General features: G+C 58.0%; 17 protein-coding genes. 10 read left to right on the top strand and 7 right to left on the bottom strand.

What is annotated here, in order from left to right:
• Positions 1 to 351 precede the first annotated feature (351 nt).
• The 3 genes from AC13DD_RS01785 (at position 352) to AC13DD_RS01795 (ending at position 2,058) form a co-directional block, all read left to right on the top strand.
• Entirely contained in the window at positions 352 to 618 is a 267-nt protein-coding gene (locus tag AC13DD_RS01785; RefSeq protein ID WP_482930760.1) for a hypothetical protein, read from the top strand.
• Between the two features lie 341 nt (positions 619 to 959).
• Positions 960 to 1,313 carry a hypothetical protein gene (locus tag AC13DD_RS01790; RefSeq protein ID WP_008175757.1) on the top strand — a complete coding sequence of 118 codons (354 nt, stop codon included), beginning with the start codon at positions 960 to 962 and terminating at the stop codon, positions 1,311 to 1,313.
• Positions 1,314 to 1,479: 166 nt separating this feature from the next.
• Positions 1,480 to 2,058: an outer membrane beta-barrel protein gene (locus tag AC13DD_RS01795; RefSeq protein ID WP_482930761.1), complete on the top strand. Its 579-nt coding sequence runs from the start codon at positions 1,480 to 1,482 to the stop codon at positions 2,056 to 2,058.
• A 38-nt stretch (positions 2,059 to 2,096) separates the two neighbouring features.
• Here AC13DD_RS01795 and cysK read toward each other — a convergent pair whose 3' ends face one another.
• The 3 genes from cysK to AC13DD_RS01810 all read right to left on the bottom strand — a co-directional run bounded on the left by cysK (position 2,097) and on the right by AC13DD_RS01810 (position 6,546).
• Complete coding sequence (gene cysK / locus AC13DD_RS01800) at positions 2,097 to 3,068, bottom strand: cysteine synthase A (RefSeq protein ID WP_482930762.1); 972 nt, start codon at positions 3,066 to 3,068, stop codon at positions 2,097 to 2,099.
• A gap of 43 nt (positions 3,069 to 3,111) precedes the next feature.
• Positions 3,112 to 6,027 carry a transporter substrate-binding domain-containing protein gene (locus tag AC13DD_RS01805; RefSeq protein ID WP_482930763.1) on the bottom strand — a complete coding sequence of 972 codons (2,916 nt, stop codon included), beginning with the start codon at positions 6,025 to 6,027 and terminating at the stop codon, positions 3,112 to 3,114.
• Positions 6,028 to 6,102: 75 nt separating this feature from the next.
• Positions 6,103 to 6,546 carry a methylglyoxal synthase gene (locus AC13DD_RS01810; protein WP_062785831.1) on the bottom strand — a complete coding sequence of 148 codons (444 nt, stop codon included), beginning with the start codon at positions 6,544 to 6,546 and terminating at the stop codon, positions 6,103 to 6,105.
• An 83-nt stretch (positions 6,547 to 6,629) separates the two neighbouring features.
• On the opposite strand from AC13DD_RS01810, the gene AC13DD_RS01815 reads away from it, so the two are divergent.
• On the top strand, positions 6,630 to 7,421 hold the full coding sequence (locus tag AC13DD_RS01815) for an ATP-binding protein (protein ID WP_092034293.1): 792 nt from the start codon (positions 6,630 to 6,632) through the stop codon (positions 7,419 to 7,421).
• On the opposite strand, the gene AC13DD_RS01820 is transcribed toward AC13DD_RS01815, so the two are convergent.
• Genes AC13DD_RS01820 through pdsR form a run of 3 tightly spaced genes read right to left on the bottom strand, consistent with a single transcriptional unit; the run spans position 7,422 to position 11,483 of the window.
• Positions 7,422 to 8,729 carry a DUF3422 family protein gene (locus AC13DD_RS01820; RefSeq protein ID WP_008175769.1) on the bottom strand — a complete coding sequence of 436 codons (1,308 nt, stop codon included), beginning with the start codon at positions 8,727 to 8,729 and terminating at the stop codon, positions 7,422 to 7,424.
• Positions 8,730 to 8,747: 18 nt separating this feature from the next.
• On the bottom strand, positions 8,748 to 10,778 hold the full coding sequence (locus tag AC13DD_RS01825) for an ATP-binding protein (RefSeq protein ID WP_474545839.1): 2,031 nt from the start codon (positions 10,776 to 10,778) through the stop codon (positions 8,748 to 8,750).
• A 3-nt stretch (positions 10,779 to 10,781) separates the two neighbouring features.
• Positions 10,782 to 11,483 carry a proteobacterial dedicated sortase system response regulator gene (gene pdsR, locus AC13DD_RS01830; protein WP_474545838.1) on the bottom strand — a complete coding sequence of 234 codons (702 nt, stop codon included), beginning with the start codon at positions 11,481 to 11,483 and terminating at the stop codon, positions 10,782 to 10,784.
• Positions 11,484 to 11,677: 194 nt separating this feature from the next.
• On the opposite strand from pdsR, the gene AC13DD_RS01835 reads away from it, so the two are divergent.
• The 5 genes from AC13DD_RS01835 to AC13DD_RS01855 all read left to right on the top strand — a co-directional run bounded on the left by AC13DD_RS01835 (position 11,678) and on the right by AC13DD_RS01855 (position 15,868).
• Complete coding sequence (locus tag AC13DD_RS01835) at positions 11,678 to 13,792, top strand: marine proteobacterial sortase target protein (RefSeq protein ID WP_482930764.1); 2,115 nt, start codon at positions 11,678 to 11,680, stop codon at positions 13,790 to 13,792.
• On the top strand, positions 13,789 to 14,379 hold the full coding sequence (locus AC13DD_RS01840) for a class GN sortase (RefSeq protein WP_053113239.1): 591 nt from the start codon (positions 13,789 to 13,791) through the stop codon (positions 14,377 to 14,379). The genes AC13DD_RS01835 and AC13DD_RS01840 overlap by 4 nt, the downstream gene beginning before the upstream one ends.
• A gap of 48 nt (positions 14,380 to 14,427) precedes the next feature.
• Complete coding sequence (locus AC13DD_RS01845; protein WP_405417414.1) at positions 14,428 to 15,126, top strand: lysophospholipid acyltransferase family protein; 699 nt, start codon at positions 14,428 to 14,430, stop codon at positions 15,124 to 15,126.
• A gap of 95 nt (positions 15,127 to 15,221) precedes the next feature.
• Positions 15,222 to 15,464, top strand: coding sequence for a GlsB/YeaQ/YmgE family stress response membrane protein (locus tag AC13DD_RS01850; protein ID WP_008175780.1), 243 nt, complete (start codon positions 15,222 to 15,224; stop codon positions 15,462 to 15,464).
• A gap of 2 nt (positions 15,465 to 15,466) precedes the next feature.
• Complete coding sequence (locus tag AC13DD_RS01855) at positions 15,467 to 15,868, top strand: MAPEG family protein (protein ID WP_482930765.1); 402 nt, start codon at positions 15,467 to 15,469, stop codon at positions 15,866 to 15,868.
• 80 nt (positions 15,869 to 15,948) lie between these two features.
• Here AC13DD_RS01855 and AC13DD_RS01860 read toward each other — a convergent pair whose 3' ends face one another.
• Positions 15,949 to 16,389: an OmpA family protein gene (locus AC13DD_RS01860; protein WP_482930766.1), complete on the bottom strand. Its 441-nt coding sequence runs from the start codon at positions 16,387 to 16,389 to the stop codon at positions 15,949 to 15,951.
• A 322-nt stretch (positions 16,390 to 16,711) separates the two neighbouring features.
• Here AC13DD_RS01860 and AC13DD_RS01865 point away from each other — a divergent pair, with 322 nt between their 5' ends.
• Positions 16,712 to 18,160, top strand: coding sequence for a rhomboid family intramembrane serine protease (locus tag AC13DD_RS01865; RefSeq protein WP_482930767.1), 1,449 nt, complete (start codon positions 16,712 to 16,714; stop codon positions 18,158 to 18,160).
• Positions 18,161 to 18,226: the final 66 nt, after the last annotated feature.

The raw sequence follows: 18,226 nt of genomic DNA on the forward strand, positions 1-18,226 counted from the left end.
GCGTCATTGGTTCAAAGCCCCGGCTTCAGCTCAAAGTAAGAGTTGGGTGCTGTATGGCAGAACCAATCAGCGACTGTTCAGTGGAGCCATTCTGTACCGACTCGTCGGTGACGGGAAAAAGCGATTCCGGTCGCGTCTTCCGGAGGATGATCCCTACCTGAGGACACAACCCAGAAACACTTGCACCTCGCGCTTTCCTGAGGTCGCTATGGCAGTGTCCAGCGTTTAAACGGAGAGCCGGATGCGCTGAAAGGTGCACGTCCCGTTCGGAGAGGAGAGGCAGGGAAATACTCCGACTACGCGCTGGCTCTTACTCTACTGGGATCGAACTATGAAAATATTCCTGGCCAGATGGACCGGCTTTTCGAACAGCATGAAAGCATCCTCGAAGCCTACGGCTGGGATACGAGACTTGCGGGCGCTCAGTTGCTCGGCAAGGAAACGGCACAGATTGCCAACAAATCAACGATGAAAGTCCTGCGACGCCTGCTCAGTAAGGATCTGATTGCCCACCTGACTAGGGATTCGGGCAACACGTGCGGCGATTTCACCGAAGAAGTTGTGTCAGCGTTTATTGGCGGACTTTTTGGCTCAGAAGTAACAAATGTACAAAATTGACTCAGAAGCCAACCGCATAACACCAATGGCGGTAACTTCTCAGAATGCAAGATTTTAGAGCGAAATCACTGTCAGGAATGGCTCGAAAACGCTCCCGAAGCCTTCGGCGAAGAGCTTCCGATTATCCAGAAAGAGTTCGACGGTTTTGAAGATACCCGTGGACGCCGAGATTCACTTGTTCTCGACAAAGACGGCAACCTGGTCATTATCGAAAAGAAGCTGGATGACATCCGATCGTTATGTGGTCTGGCAGGCGCTGAAGTACGGCGGCTACTCCGCGAATCTGAGCAGTTCCTAGCGCCTGATATTCGTGGCGGCTAAATTCCGCAAAGAAGTCACCAATGTGGTGTTATGGCTCAGCCAGTTCTGATTGCATTCTCTTCCTTGCGCTTGTCTTCTACCGCCTGACACGGCCGGTTTCCTCCAGAAAACGGCAAAAAGGGGTAGAGGCGCAATCAGGTTTAGGTATCGATGCCATTCGCAATCTGATCAAAGCCAATCCCCTGGAGGCCGCGTTGATGGCGTTCGCAGTGGGTATCGCAGAGCAGAAGGATCCCAGGCTCAAATCATTGCTGATGGAAGGTGGCATGGTGCTGATGAAACGGGCCGAGTCGTCTGACCCCGACCGGGTCGTTGCATATAAGACTCCCGAGAACGAGAGTGAAACCAAGCCAGATTCTAATACCCCTCAATAAGTCAAAGTTGTTGTTTTTTCGAGGTTAATTGCGGATTACGGGATCTTAGTCCGGGTTTAACCCGGTAGGGCAGGAATTCCTAGTAGGGTGAGTTCAGGTAATTGAAAGGCAACTTTCGATTTCCATGGAATGAAAGGATATTTGAACTCATTAGGAGGAACGCCCTATGAATTCCGCAATCCGTTTTACCAGCGCCGCACTGTTCACAGCCTCGTTTGTTACTGCGCCCGTCGCATTAGCTCAGAGCAACGTGGAGAGGGACCAGTCAGGCCCGTATGTCAGCGGCAGCTACGGTGGCTACAAATCACACGGCGGCGAGTTCGAGGACGAAAACGATCTGCTTGGCGCCGCTGTTGGCTACCAGTTCAATCCGTTTTTTGCCTTGGAGGCGGAATACATTGATTTTGGGAACTTTGGCGAGGACGAGGTTGAAGGCAAGCTGAAAGGCTTTGGCCTGAGTGCTGTTGGCCGTCTGCCTCTGACCGACAGCTTCGGCGTCTATGGTAAGGCCGGCGCGTTTGCGTCTGCGTTCGATGTTGATGCATTCAACGAAAGTGAAACCTACGATGAAGTATCGCCCTTTGTCGGCGCCGGTGTGGATTTCCGGGTAACGCCCGCGCTGACGGCATTCGCGGAATACAATCGCTATAACGTCGACATTGATAAAGAGGACTTCAACGGCCAGGTAACCAACAGCGGACCGGAGTTTGATACCGGTCGGGTCGGCCTGAAATATCAGTTCTGATGAGTGCAGGGCGCAGCGCGAGGCTGCGCCTTTCTCTTTTACTGAACGTTTTCCTGCTCGCCAAACTGGCCGGCGAATAACGCGGTGGAAAGATAACGCTCGGCGGTATCCGGCAGCACCACCACAATGTTCTTGCCCTGGTACTCCGGCTGTTTGCTGATGCGTACCGCAGCCGCCACCGCTGCGCCGCAGGAAATACCGCAGAGAATGCCCTCTTCCTGCATCAGCCGATGGGCCATGTCCATGGCCTCTTCGTTGCTGACCGTCTCCACCTGGTCAACCATTTCCAGATCCAGATTTTTGGGCACGAAGCCCGCTCCGATGCCCTGAATCTTGTGGGGCGCCGGCTTGATGTCTTCGCCGTTCATCATCTGGGTGATCACCGGTGAGTCGGTAGGCTCGACGGCAATGGTGGCGATCTGTTTGCCCTTGGTGCCTTTGATGTAGCGGGAAACGCCGGTCAGCGTGCCACCGGTGCCTACGCCCGCCACGAAGATATCGATTTCACCATCAGTGTCTTCCCAGATTTCCGGGCCGGTGGTGTCCTCGTGGATTCGGGGGTTGGCTGGGTTCTGGAACTGCTGGGGCAGGAAATAGTTTTCCGGGTCTGACGAGAAGATCTCTTCGGCCTTGGCGATGGCACCCGGCATGCCTTTGGCAGGTTCGGTCAGCACCAGTTCGGCTCCCAGTGCCTTCAGGACTTTGCGACGCTCAAGGCTCATGGAGGCGGGCATGGTCAGGATCAGTTTGTAGCCCCGGGCGGCTGCCACGTAGGCCAGGGCGATACCGGTATTGCCGCTGGTGGGTTCCACAATGGTCATGCCCGCCTTCAGGGTGCCGCGCTTCTCGGCGTCCCAGATCATGGCAGAGCCGATCCGGCATTTAACGGAATAGGCCGGGTTTCGGCCCTCAATCTTGGCCCAGATCGTGGCGCCGTCGTTCACGCGGTTCAGTCTGACCAGTGGGGTGTTGCCGATGGACAGGGAATTGTCCTCGTAGATGCGAGCCATGGCGTTCTCCTTGTTACTTTGTTTTTATTCAGTCTAGCACCACTCAGGAACCCACTGAACGCGCTTCCAGCCGGTTGCGACCGTTCTGCTTGGCCTGGTAGAGCGCCTGGTCTGCCTGTCTGAGAAACTCTGCTGGCGAGTCGTCGGGGCCCGGTATGCCAGTGGCAAGGCCAATGCTGATGGTGAGGTGAACGTCGTGTTCTCCGCACACCGAGCAGCTTTTTTCGACGTGTTTGCGGAAGGATTCCAGTCGGTTACGGATTTCGCTGTTGTCCTCATAGCTGGCGAAAATAACGAACTCTTCGCCACCGAAGCGCGAGAGCCGGTCGGTTTCCCGCCGGAAATGTTTGCGCATAAGCTCTGCCAGTGTTTGCAGGCAGATGTCGCCCGCTTCATGGCCGTAATTGTCGTTGATCCTTTTGAAGTGGTCGGCGTCGACCATGGCCACTGCAAAGCCAGAATTGTGGCGCTGGCACCACTGGAAGCTCTTCCGGAATTCCTGGTCAAAGTAGCTTCGGTTGCCCAACTTTGTCAGGTCGTCGGTAACGCTGAGTTTCGCGAGCGTCTCGTTGGCCTCGGTCAGATCATGGTTGAGGCGATTCAGCTTTCTATTCCAGTAAACCAGTAGGAAAGCGATCACAATGGCGGCGATCGACAGTTGCCAGATCAGGGTGTAATCCACAGGCTCTTTGAGGCGGATGTTGCGCCATTGCCTTTCGAGGTCTTTGCGTTCCTGGGTGGTAAGACTGGATACCAGTTTCTGCATGATGCCCAGAACAACAGGCTCGTCTTTCCTGACTGCAATAGACAGCGACCAGTCTGCTGGAATCCGCCCGATGACCTTCAAATCAGCGAGGCCGAGTTCCTGCATATAGTAACTGGCGGTTGCCAGAGTGGTGATGTAACCATCCAGTTCGTTGTTCTGCAGTTGCCTCAGGCCAGCTTGTTCATTGGGAACTTCGACCAGGTTCAAGGAGGGATAGCGGCTTTGGAGCAGCTCTGCGAACGCGTAGTCCTCGACAACGCCAATTTTTTGGCCACGAAGATCGCCCACGCGCTCTATAAATGGAGCTTCGATCCTGCCCAGCACAACGGTAGGCACTTCGAGATAGGGTTCAGTAAAGTTGAGGAACTCCAACCGCTCCGGCGTTTGCATCGCCATGGTAAAAATCTGACATTTACCCTGTTTGATCGAGGCAATGGATTCGGTCCAGCTGTCCGTGGCAACCAGTTCGAAGTCCACTGGCGATCGTTTGGAGAAGAGTCGCGCAACCTCTGCGGATAATCCGGCATGCCTGCCTTCCTCGTCCAGGCCTTCCAATGGGAACCAGTCCGGATCAATACAGTAGCTGAGTTGATTGTTATGCGTCCCGAGCCAGGCGAGCTCAACGGCGTTCAGAGAAACCTCACCAGTTTCCTGGACTTCCATATCAACACTGGCGCCCAACCATCGGCTCTCGATGGTGTGCATTTCTTCCGGCGTTATTGCTGCCAATGCATCGTCAAGGATGTCCGCGAGCGGCGCGAGCCCCGGCCTCACACCGAACCGCAGATCTTCTCCCGTCTGTTCGTCCAGAACCAGCTCGCCGGCGATCCGGACACCCGGGATGCCCAACTCTCGAATCCAGAAGTTGCCATTGGGCAGGGCGGCCAGAACAACATCCACCTCGTCTCGGGATAGCGCCTGGAACATGGCCTCCTGGGTCGTGAATATTCGGGCATTTTCGCCCAGGGCCTCTCTGACAGGCTCTTCGTAGTAAATACCGGAACCGAGGGCAACACGCTGATTTTTGAGATCAGCCAGGGTCTCGGTTCTCAGGGTTGGGTCCCGGGTAAAAGCGACGTTCGGGATGGTGTGATAGGGCTCGGTGAAACGAGTGAAAGCCTGCCGTTCAGGTCTGAAAGACATGTTGGCCAGGACATCGATCTCGCCATCCCGGAATAATGGCAACAGTTCTACCCATTGCCCCTCAACCGGTATCACCTGTAATCCCGTCAGGTCCGATATCCGATTGAGGATATCAACGGTCAAGCCGTGAATTCGTGTCCCGCTTTCGAAGCTGTAGGGTGCGTAATCCCGCATCAGGCCAACGCGAACAGGGCCCGTTTCAGCAATGAACCGGCGCTGTTCTGGCGACAGGGAAAAACTGGTTCCGCTTACGAGGCTGTTACCTCCAAGGTCCTGCCAACGCTGAAGTAGTTGGCTGATTCGCTCTTTCGGGACCTGTTCCAAACCAGAGGCGATCTTCTGATACAGGTCCTCGTTGGACTTTAAAACGCCAATGCGGAAATCTTCGGTCGCCAGATCGCCGAGTGGCGCGGGGCCGGCAATTTCGAGAAAACCGAATCCGGCCTTGTTGGCATAGTATTGGAGCGTAAGCCTGGGGCCGACAACGACATCCACCCAGCCGAAGGCAAGGGCCCGAATGAGGCTGTGAACGGAATCGTAGCTCGTGAGGGAGACACCTTCTGCCTGGAGGGCGTCGCGGTAGTACACGTCGCGCACAATGCCGACCCTAAGTCCCTTGAGATCTGAAATGGTGTTGATGTCTCCCAGTGGCCTCTGGGTGTTGTGCATCAGATAGGTCTGGCGAAGGTGGTAGGGCTCAGTGAACAGGATGTTCTCTGCACGCTCGGCACTGAACGAGATGCCGTCGATAACATCCAGTTCGCCCCGCAAAAATGCATCGTAGATTTCCGGCCAGCTGCCGGCGCGAAACTGGAAGGTCAGATCGGCCTTGCGGGCGACTTCCCGAAGCACATCAACAGAAAAACCGGAGGCGCCGGGGCCATCGTCGAACGAGTAGGGTTTGTTGTCGCCCACGATGCCGACAGTCACGGTGTCGTCCGCCTGTTCGGACATCGCCAGTGGGGATGCGAGCAAAAGGCAAAGGGCCCAGAGGACTGTCGCGGCCACGCTCCGGTATCGAGTTTCTTTGTGAGTATCGGAAGTCTTCATCGGCGAGCCGGCGATCCTTTACAGCTTCACAGCTTCGACTTAAGTGTAGCCTTAACCGACTCGATTGAACATTACTCAGGTGCTCACTGGGCGGCCGGTGTAATCGGAGAAATCCGGCTTTTTCGGATGATGCTGGTCGTCTGTCATATACGCTGAGGTAAGAATGAATTCGGCAGTTGCGCGGTTGCAGGCCACGGGAATGTTCCAGAGCGCGGCAATTCGCAGCAGTGCCTTGATGTCCGGGTCATGGGGTTGAGGTTCCAGGGGGTCCCAGAAGAACACCAACAGGTCGATTTCTCCCTCGGCGATCTTGGCGCCAATTTGCTGGTCGCCGCCCAGTGGACCGCTTAGCAGGCAATGGATATCGTCCCGCTCCAGGTTATCCCGGAGCAGCCGGCCGGTGGTGCCGGTGGCGTAGAGTTTTAGCGGGGCGAAGCGGGTGCGGTTTTCGGAAACCCAGTCCACCAGTTCCTTTTTCTTGTTGTCGTGTGCCACCAAAGCGACGGATTTTACGGCCATTTGGGGTAAAGTCTCCTGTTATCAAGGTTTTTACGGTGTCAGTGTTTCACAGGCTGGCCCGGTTCGGAATAGGAAAGAGGTTTATGTCCGCGACAACATCGTTTGACTGGCAATCCACACCGGCGGCTGTCTGGCGTCGGCATCGCTCGGGGCTGCGCGCCATCCGCCGGCTCGATCCGGTGCAATGGCAGGATCTGAAGGGCATCGACCGACAGCAGCAGGCTCTGGCCCGCAATACCGAGCGGTTTCTGGCCGGTGAACCCTCCAACAACGCGTTGCTCTGGGGCTCACGCGGCACCGGCAAGTCGTCGCTGATCAAGGCCCTGTTGAACCGCTACCAGGAACGTGGGCTGCGGATGATCGAGGTGGACAAGGATGATCTGGTCAACTTGCCGGAAATCGTTGACGACATCTGCGAGCTGCCGTTCCGGTTTGTGATCTTCTGTGACGACCTGTCGTTTGACGTTGGTGAGTCCAGCTACAAGGCACTGAAAAGTGTGCTGGAAGGTTCCCTGGAACTGCCCCCGGAGAACGTAAGGGTGTATGCCACCTCCAACCGCCGCCATCTGATGCCGGAATTTATGTCCGATAACCTCAAGAGCGAGATGCGCGACGGTGAGCTGCACCCGGCCGAGGCCATCGAAGAGCAAGTGTCCCTGGCGGACCGGTTCGGTCTTCAGCTTTCGTTTTATGCGTTTTCGCAGGCTGTGTACCTGCAGGCGGTGGACGCGCTGTTCCCCGACTTTGATGATCGGGAAGGCCTGCATCGGGAGGCGATCCGCTTCGCCACTGCCAAGGGCGTACGCAATGGTCGCACGGCCCAGCAGTTTTACCGGCAGTTTGCCGGCGAGCAGGATCTCGGCAGGCTGAAGTAGCTACTGCCGTTTTGCCATCTTGATGAAGTGATGGTGGACCACCCGAACCCCGAGAAACACCAGGGTCATTACCACCGGAATGGCGATGCCCAGAACCAGGGTCTTGTTGAAGACGACACCGGCTTCGTAAACCGAATCCAGCCCGAATTTGAGCAGGCCGATCAGGTAATAGGTGATGGCCACCACCGAGAAGCCTTCCACCGTATGCTGCATCATCAACTGGATCTTGGAGCGCCGGTCCATGGAGCTGAGTAGTTGCTGGTTCTGGCTCTGAATGGCCAGTTCCACCCGGGTGCGCATCATGTCCGAGGCACGGTCGACCCGTCGGGAAAGGTCTTCCAGCCGTTCGCTCACCGCTTCGCAGGTTTTCACTGCCGGAGTCAGTCGGCGGGTCATGAATTCGGTCAGGGTCAGGTGGCCGGAGAGTTCGTCTTCCCGCAATTCTTCCAGGCGGGTCAGTACCAGCCGGTGATAGGCGCGGGTGGCAGAGAAACGGAACGTGGAGTGGGCCCGGAAGGCCTCGATACGGGCCGCAATGTTGGTCAGTTGGGCCAGCAGTTTTTCTTCGTCCACATCCTCATTTTCCGCCAGTGACCGGGTGATCACGGCCAGTTTTTCATCCATATCGTTCAGCGACGGTGTGATTTCCCGGGCAACGGGGAGTGCCAGCAGTGACATCAGGCGGTAGGTTTCGATTTCCATCAGGCGCTGGGTCAGACGGCCCAGCTGGCTGTCCGACATGTGGTGGTTCATCACCATGAACCGGCCAAAGCCGTCACTGTGTAGCCGGAAGGTGCCCCACACCCTGGCGGCACCCTCCTGGGGACTGCTCCCGACCAGTCGCATGCCTTCGAAGTGCTTGCGTACATAGTCCAGGTCGCCTTCGGTTCCGTCAGCGGCCGGCCGTACTTCCAGGTGGAATGCCGCAATCACTGTACCGGTCAGCTGTTCCAGCCACCCCTCCGGCAACGGTGTAATGCCGGTCTCGCTAAAGGGTGTTTCCTCACCCGCAGCCAGGTTGATAAAGGTGTAGGACGCGAATTCCATGTGCATCTCGCGACGCACCCGCAGGGCACCGAAGGTATGTTCAAAGCAGCCCACCTCGTTCTCCGGGACCGGATGCCCCATCAGCCGATGGAGTTCCTGCAGGTGCCGGAATTGTTCCTGCCGTTGCTCAGGTGTTGTCAGAACCGCCATCTGGGTAACCCGCGCCGGTGTCGGTAGCACCTGGAACGGCCTTGAGTGCAGCTCGTTGTAGAGATCGTTCCGAAGCGGGTGAATGTCGAGGGATTCCAGGCGTGCGCTCACGGCAGGGTGGTCCTGTGGTCAAGAGTGGATAGCTGGGATCATAACCCGGAAGCACACACCGTCAATGCCACCTTGGGCGCGGTTCCGGGCTTCCACATGGGCACCATGGTAGTCGGCAATCAGGTTGACAATGAGCAGCCCCTGTCCAAGGTGGCCCTGTTCCTGGCCGTCCCGCATTGAAACGAAGGGGCTGAAGATGTCAGTTGTTGTGTCTTCGGGCAGCGTTGAACCCTCGTTGAAGACCGATAGACACAGACCTTCCGAAGTTGTTTTCAGGCCCACCTGAATCAGGCCATCCTGTGGTGTGAAATCCCGGGCGTTATCGACCAGCTTGTCGAGCAGTTGCACCATCAGTTCTGGCGAACCCGTGATCTTGCAGCCTGTCTGCGGCCCCGAGTAGCGGATCTGATGGCTGCTGTCGAGGGCCTGATACGCAGCGGTTGCTTCTGCGGCCACCTCCGCCAGATCGAACTGTTCTTTATCCGCATGGTCCAGGCTCTGTTCCAGGCGCGTCGCTTCGCTCATGCCATGGAGTATCTGCCGGAGGCGTTCGGTGGCGGAAGCGGCCCTTTCGATGTATTGCCTGCGCTCTTCCTCCGAATCGCTGTGGTTGAGGTTTTCCAGCGAGGAACGAACCACGGCGACAGGTGTTTTAAGCTCGTGGGAGAGTCGCCGGGAGAAGCTTTCCAGGTACCGGTTGTACCCGTGGAGACGATCCACCATCAGGCTGAAGTGTCGCTGCAACTGGCCCAGTTCGTCCTTGCTTCGGGCATCCGGCACTCTGCCCGTGATCCGGCCGTCTTCATCAATACTGGCGCTGACAGCACGCTGCAGCCGGGTAATCCGCCAGGACAACCAGCTGGCATAGCCAAGCAGAACCAGGGTGAGAGCGACAATGATGAGGGTGCTGCGGGCAATGACCGAGCCCAGGGCAGAGCCGGAGAGAGTAAGAAGCTGATCCAGCGATTGCTCCAGAATCAGCGTGCGGCCACCGAAGACCTCCCGAGTGGTCAGCAGCCAGACGCTGTCATCTTCATGACGGACCAGGCTCGTTTCCGGTAGCGCCTCAACGTCCACACGGTTGGTGTCGGTTTCGATTGAGGTGGGTTCTGGCTGGTAGAGGCGTACCAGGCCTCTGAGTGCATTGAGACTGATCTTTTCGATCACCTGCACCGGGCTGAGACTGTCGAACTCTGGCGCTGTGACGGCTGAGTCAGCCTGTTGTCTCGCGATGACCCATCCGGCCGGTTCAACCAGTCGGGCCTGCTGGCCGGGGTTAAGTTGTGGTTCCAGCTGTCGCTCCAGGGCGAGATTTCGACTGACCAGCACCGGCAATGGGTCAACCGACGTGGAGACGCCGGTTACCTGATCACTGCCCCATAAGGCGGCAAAACCCAGGCGGCTGCGGTCGACAGGCATGGGCAGTTTCAGTTCCAGCTGCCAGCCATCGCCGGCGCCCTGCAAAAAGCCGGAGAGGCGATAGTCGGGTTGGCCGCCTTTCTCTTCAAGGCCATAGAGCTGGCCGGGAGCCGGTGTGCGCAGTAACCACGATTGCCGGCCGGATTCCTGGGCGAGGTTGCCGCCAGAGGTTTCCAGCCAGAGCCTCAGCCGGTCATGGGCCTGTTCCGGGCTGCCGGGATTAAAGAACACGGGTTGCCTATGGCTAACGCGAATCAGCAGATACAGGTTCCGTCTATCGGTAGCGGCCTGCCATTGCAGAGCCGTTTCCCCGGCTTTGCCGCTGGCGACTCTTTGCCAGTTTCTCGCCTGGTTTTCCTCGTCATACCCCGGCCAGTCATCGCCATAACCATCCAGATTCAGGTTGCCGGTCAGCGGTTCAACGTAGATGGCGGGTTCATCAGCCCTGACAACCGGGGTGCCGATGATCTGATCGCCGGCAGTCTCGGCCAGTCTCACGGCCTGGGCCTGCAGTTGCTGCCGGGCCTGTTGTCGGAGGGCATCGTCCAGTTCCAGGACAAACTGCAGGCCTGCCCAGGGAATCAGCAGCATCAGCAGGCTGGCAACGAACAGCTGGCGCTTGAGGTTCAAGAATCAGACCTCACGGGCGTTCCAGCGGTAACCCATGCCGTAGGCGGTCTGTATGCCGTCAAAGGTTGCGTCAATCTGCTGGAACTTGCGGCGGATACGTTTGATGTGAGAGGTGACCGTGTTGTCGTCCAGCACGGTGCTGGCCGCTTCCATCAGTTGTTCGCGGCTGCGCACATGGCCCGGATGCTGGACCAGCGAGTGCAGCATCCAGAATTCGGTGACGGTTAGGTCGATGGGGGTTTCGTCCCAGGCGACGGTCATGCGATCCACATTGAGGGTGAGCTTGCCCCGCTGGAGCACTTCGTCCGGCTTCTGGAGGGCTTCGGCCCAGGCATCGGCCCGTCTGAGCAGGGCGGTAACCCGGGCCAGCAGGTGGTCCAGGCTCATGTCCTTGGTGACGTAATCATCGGCCCCAAGGCGCAAACCGTGGACGGAATCGATGTCGCTGTCTCGGGCGGTCAGGAAGATAATCGGCAGGGTCTGGGACAGTGATCTCAGGTCCTGACACAGGGCAAAACCGCCTTCCGGTTCATCGCCCAGCCCGACGTCGATAATGGCCAGGTCGGGTAACGACTGACGCAGCACCTGCCAGGCGGAAGCCCGGTCGCCGTGTGCGCTCACACGATAGCCACGGCGCTCAAACGCAGCGCGATAGTTGTCGCGGATGGCGGGTTCGTCTTCGATCAGTACAACGTGTTTCTTCATGGTGGCGGCTGCTTCCCCTTGCCGGTGTGTGCCTATTTAACCACGGCAGGTGTTGATAACAAGTTTGAAGGGCGTTGTTGCCACAATTCATCATTTTTCGAGGGCGGTTTGTCGCAATCTGCCATGGGAGTTCCTTTCTGGATTGCTGAAATGGCGGTGTTTCGCACAGTCATGCAAGTCACAAGGATTCCCTCATGATTATTTCCAGTTCCCTTCTAAGGCTTTATTCACGTCCCTTCGTTAACAGCGGCCAGCGAATCCGGTTAAAGCGCTGCCTGGAGGGCATCAGCCTTTGGCTCGCCGTGATGTTGATGCTGTTTGTCCACCCACTCTATGCCGAGGCGAATGAGACCGACAACGTTGGCCAGTTCCATTTCGTTGACGGCCAGGGTCAGTGGCAGGAGCCGGCCCTGGTTCTGGAGAGCGATTTCGATGTGCGGATCAGCGGTTTGATTGCCGACTCCCGGCTGCTGAGGCGTTTCCGAAACACCAGCGACCAGTGGCGGGAGGGCGTGTTTGTGTTCCCGTTGCCGGAAAAGGCCAGTGTGTATGGACTGACCATGACAGTGGGCGAGCGGACGATCGAAGGCAAGGTGCAGCCGAAGGAGACGGCGCGCCGGACCTATGAGAAAGCAAAACAGGCCGGGCAGCACGCGGCGAATGTCGAGCAGCAGCGGCCGAATCTGTTTACTGCACGGGTGGCCAACATTCCCCCGGGGGAGACGGTATCGGTGGAGCTGAAGTATCAGCAACCGGTGCAGTATCAGGCCGGCGTGTTCGAACTCACTGTGCCAACCACGCTGACGCCCCGTTACATGCCGGGAAAGGCGCTCAGTGCAGCGCCGGATCAGTGGCAGGGTGGTTGGGCAGTGCCGACGACCGAAGTGCCGGACGCCGGTGCCATCAGTCCCTTTACGGTCAATCCGGGTGATGTGGCGGACGATAGCCATCGGGCGGTGATCAATCTGGTGATTGATTCCGGGCTCCCCCTTGAGAGCGTCTCCAGCCCGTCGCACCGACTTGCGACCAGTCAGGACGGCCAGACGTTCAGAGTTCGTCCCGATGGGGGCGAAATCCTTATGGACCGGGATTTTGTGGTGCGCTGGCGCCCGGTTGCCGGGCTGGAGCCCTCGGCAGCGGTGTTCCATCAGTCCTGGGAAGGAGAGGACTACCTCATGGCCATGCTGGTGCCCGGAGAAAGCGGCGCCATGGCGTTGCCCCGGGATCTGGTGTTCGTGATCGACACCTCCGGTTCCATGGCGGGCGAATCGATCCGCCAGGCCCGAGATGCTCTTCAGGCCGGTCTGGACACACTGACACCGAGGGACCGGTTCAATGTCATCCAGTTCAACAGCCAGACGCATTCCCTGTTCATGCAGCCTGAAGTGGCCACCGGTAACAACCTTGCCCGGGCGCGTCAGTATGTGGATCGCCTTCGTGCCGACGGTGGCACCGAGATGGCTCCAGCCCTTTCCAGAGCCCTGGAAGGCGGAGGCGAGACTGAAGACGGCGCACGGGTGCGCCAGGTCATTTTCATTACCGATGGCGCGGTGGGAAATGAAGCTGCGCTGTTCCGGCAGATCCGCCAGCAGCTTGGAAACCAGAGGCTGTTTACGGTGGCTATTGGCTCTGCGCCGAATCGGCACTTCATGCGCGAAGCCGCCCGCTGGGGGCGGGGTACCTACACGGCGATTCACTCGCCTTCCGATGTGGATGGACCTCTGCAGGCCCTGTTCTCAGCCATGGAGTCACCGGTTCTGACCGATATCGGGGTCAACTGGCCCGGCCAGAAAGCCGGTCAGGAGTCGTTTCCGAGACGCCCGGGCGATTTGTTCCAGGGCGAGCCGCTGATTCATGTGGTCCGTGGCGTCCCGGCCATGGGGCAGCTGGAGGTGTCGGGGCGCCTGCCGGGTGGCAGGGACTGGACCAGAACGCTCGATCTGCAGCAAGCCGCTCCCGCAACGGGGCTGCATCGGCATTGGGCGAGGGAGAAAATCGACAGTTTGGAGGATGAGGCTAAGGTCACAGGCCGGGAGCCGGATGAGGCCGGCCTGACCGAGCTGGCGGTTCAGCACGGCCTGATGTCTGCCTACACCAGTTTTGTGGCCGTGGATTCCACACCCGCCCGAAGTTCAGAGGCGCCCATGGAATCGGATAATTTGCCCACTCTTCTACCGGCGGGCAGCCAGGCGGGCATGCTGCGCTATCCACAGACGGCAACATCGGCGCCGTTGCTCATCGCGCTCGGTTTGGTGGGGTTGATGTTTTCACTGGCGATTGTGCTGCTGCAGAGGAGGGCGTTCTCATGACCCGGCTTCTGCTTCTGTTATTGACCAGCTCTGCTACCTTGTTGGTATTCGGGTTATGGATTCCGCTCAAGGCGGTTATCGCCCAGGAATTACTGGCGATCGCCTGGGCTGAAAGCCAGGCCCGGCAGACGGAATCGCGCCCCTGGCCGTGGGCGGACACCTGGCCGGTAGCCCGGCTGGCTATTCCGGAACTGAACGACTCGATGATTGTTCTGGCCGATACCCATGGTGAGAGCCTGGCCTTTGGGCCGGGCCGATTAACCGGGGGCGCAGATGTTGGGGGAGCCGTGATCATTGCCGGGCATAGGGATACACATTTCCGGAGCCTGAAAGCACTGGAGACCGGCAATGAGGTGCGTCTGCAGGGCAGGGATGGCCGTTGGCAGAGTTACCTGGTGGAGGGTGCCCGGGTGGTGGACAGCCGTTCAGAGCTGATCGATACCCAGCGTCTGCCAGAGGGGACGCTTCTGCTGGTGACCTGTTACCCGTTCGACAGTGTCGACGCCGGTGGGCCGCTGCGATACGTCGTCAGAGCCTCGGCAAAGGGTAAACAAAGGGAACAAATTGACACTGTTGCCGGAATATAAAGTTGGCGTACACTTGTGCGCCAAAATTTCGCTGCAGAGTTTGGTTGCATGGGTATTATCAGAAAACTGCTGGCGTGGCTGAGCGTACCGATCATTTGCCTGTTCGCGCTCGTGTTCTACGCGGCGAGGCCGTTCAATCCGGACAACAACCGTATCCTGGCGCGCGTCGTCGCTCGTTTCGGGCGGGCGGTTCTGGGTATGGAGCGCCCTCTTGAAGGCTGGGAAAACATGCCGCAGGACCGGCCTACCGTCGTCATTGCCAATCACCAGCACAATGACGATCTGTTTGTTGTGGGCGACTTGTTGCCGCCGCGCACCGTCACGGTTGGTAAATCGTCACTGGTCTGGGTGCCTTTCTTTGGCCAGGTCTTCTGGCTGGGCGGTAACGTTATCCTTAATCGCGGACGCTCCCACAAGGCCATTGCGGTCATGAAGGCCACAAGCAGCGCCATCGCACGGGATCGAAAGAGCCTCTGGGTGTTCCCCGAAGGCACTCGCAGCAGAGGCCGGGGACTGCAGAAATTCAAGAAAGGCGCGTTTCACGCAGCGGTAGCATCAGGCGCGCCCATCACCATGGTCTGTGTTCAGGAGTACGCCGATGAGGCCGTCGGCTGGACAGGCCGGCGTGAGTCAGTGGCCATTCGGGTTTTACCGCCCATCGAAACCGAGGGTCTCACGGTTGATGATATTCCGGAGCTGATCGAGCGTTGCCACAAAAAAATGTCGGAGACGATTGCCACATTGTAATCGCCTCGTCTGGAAGTGCTTGAAGCACTTCGGTAAACAGGGCAGTCTTGCGGGACTGATCGTTTCGTTCAACGACCCTCAGGGAGAGGCAAGAGATGAATCTGATTCTGTTTTTGATTATAGGCGGTGTGGCCGGTTGGCTGGCTGGTTTGATCATGAAGGGCCGTGGTTTCGGCATTCTGGCCAACATCGGTATTGGTATTGTCGGCTCGTTTCTCGGCGGTTTTGTGTTCCGCCTTCTGGGTCTGGCGGCCCAGGGTGCTGTTGGTGAGCTGGTCACCGCAACGGTAGGCGCTGTGTTGCTTCTCGCTATTGTTAGTGCAATCAAGAAGGCCTGAGCATGATCGTACCCGTAACCGGAGTGTTTGCCGCAGTTATCGGCATTCTTTTGCTGGTGTTGTCGGCGCAGGTCGTCAAATTTCGTCTGAAGTACAAAAAGGGCCTGGGCGTCACCGATGATCGGGATTTCGAGGCCGCGGTCCGGGCCCACGCCAACCTGGTGGAGTATGCGCCACTCGGTCTGCTCATGCTGGCTATCGCTGAGCTCAACGGCGTTTCCAGTACTCTGATTTACTGGACCGGTATGGCGCTGGTGGTTGGCCGCATTCTTCATGCCTTCGGCATGATCAACGGTCGCGGCGGCACCCACTGGGCCCGGATGATCGGCATCCTGCTGACCTGGCTGGCAATCCTGGTGGCTGCATTGCTGCTGCTGTGGAACGTCTGGCAGGTTTACGGTTAACGGAAACGCTACTGGCAAGATTTGCAGAGAGTGAATCCAAAAGGGGGCCTGGCCCCCTTTTTTCGTATGTAAGCGATTTGTCAGAGCGCCCGGGCCACATCCAGAGTCAGATACTCCAGCTCAACCCGCCGGTTGGCAGCCCGATCTTCCGGAGTTGCCAGAGGGCGGGCCGAGCCCCAGTGACTCATCAGAATCCGCGATTCCGCAACGCCTTCCTGCATGAGAATCCGCGCTACCGCGTTGGCCCGCAATCGGGAGAGGAACCGGTTGTAGTCTTCCGAGCCGAAGTTGTCGGAGTGGCCATGAATCCTGACGCTGACGGAAGGGTGTTCCTTCAGATAGGCGGCATGCTGCTGGAGGAACGCCATGTCATCATTGTCCACCGAGTGCTTGTTGAAGCCGTAATGGAACTTCATGCGGTGCGGGCGCCTGGTTCCAGCCTCGAAAGTGGCAGTGGTGAAGCCGGCAGCTATCGCGGCATTGGCAATCAGCTCCGGGTTATCCAGTACGAGTACGGTCATCTGAAAATCCTTGGTTCGGTATCCGGTTTTTCTTGTTATTCCTGTTCACTATTGGCTGGAGCAGGAACAACGGCAATTGGCGAAAGGTCGATATATGGCCCGGTACAGTCCGTCGATGGAACCGATTAAATGTCATTTCTGTGACATCCCAATGACAACCGGACCAGTCGTTTGGGCTTTCCCGACTCTGTGGGGTGTGCCACATTTCCGGGATTGACCCGCAACGACCTTTGCGCTGGATTCCATTTGAGCGCGAAAAGAAGGCCTGGGTGTGGTAAAAAACACTCTTTCAGGGACAGATTATGATGAATTGTGACCGCCCATGCTGATTATCCCCGCCGAAAACGCCATCAACTGGAAACGCCCGCCCTGGGTCACTCTTGGCCTGATCATGGCCTGCCTGCTGGTTTTTCTGTTCTACCAGGGGGATGACAGCCGCAAACTCGAGCAGGCCGTTGAACAATACCTGGCCGCCGATCTTCATCAGCTGGAGGCACCGGCCTACGAGGATTACCTGCAGCGGCAAATACAGTTTCAGGGCGAAGAGAGCCGGGTCTACGAGCTCCAGCAGTTTCAGCAACTTCGGGAAGAGAACGAGAACTTCTGGCTGGCCATCAACCTGATGATGGACCGGGAGTTCTACCAGTACCTGCTGCAAAATCGGGATGTCATCTGGGCGCCGGCGGAACGGGCGCACTGGCAGGAACAGCGCGGCGCCATCGAGCAGCAATACCTTCAGAAACTCAGTGCCAACCAGCTTGGTCTGGTGCCGGCGGATCTGTCGCTGTATACCCTGATTACCTACCAGTTTCTACACGGCGGCTGGGGCCACATCATCGGCAACCTGATCTTCCTGTTCCTGCTCGGATTTACCGTTGAGAAAGCGTTGGGGCCGGGCCGGTACCTGATTGCCTACCTGGTGTGCGGCGCCCTTTCCGGCCTGATGTTTACCGCGGTTTCTGCAGGTAGCTATGTGCCTCTCGTGGGTGCCTCGGGCTCGATCTCCGGCCTGATGGGCATGTATGTGGCCATCTACGGGCTGCAGAAGATCCGTTTCTTCTACTTTCTTGGCGTTTACTTCAACTATTTCCGTGCTCCGGCTATTGCCCTGCTGCCCGTATGGGTGGGCAAGGAAATCTACGATTACTGGTACGCCGGTGCCACCGGCATCGCCTACATGGCCCACGCTGGCGGTCTGATCGCTGGTGCCGGCCTGGTCTGGCTGCTGGGCAAGAGCTGGCTGCAGGTGCGAGAGGAATTCTTCGAGCCGGAAGAGGAAGAGCAGGATGCCAGGTTCACCACCGGTTATGCCCAGGCCATGGCCAGCCTCGGCCGAATGGAGTTCGATTTGGCCCGGCGGCAATTCGAGGCTCTTCGTGAGCACTATCCGGAACGCCATATTCTGCTGGAACACCTTTACCAGTTGGCCAAACTCCGCCCGGACTTGCCCGAATATCGTGATCGCGCCAAAGAGCTGATGAACGATGCCCTCAGCCGGCGCCAGCCAGAGCAGATGATTGCGATCTGGCAGGAATACCTGGGTAAAGGGGAAAGCTATCAGCCGTTATCGGCGCAGGACCATAACCGGGTGTTGTTTACCAGCCTGAAACAGCATGATCTGAAAGCTGCCGAGAAAGCCTTTGAGCGATTGAAAAGCACCGGCGATGACATGCTGACAACCGAGGCCTGTCGGTTGCTGGTGGAAGAGTTTGAGAAGCGTCAGATGGCACCCAAAGCACGCCATTATCGCCAATTATTGCAGGCCAATTGACACAGTTCGGGGCAGGGTATGGGGGCGGCTTCCCAAAACTGTGCGGAGCCAGGGATGGCGGAGCCA

The sequence above is a fragment of the Marinobacter sp. L-13 genome, from assembly GCF_056857715.1.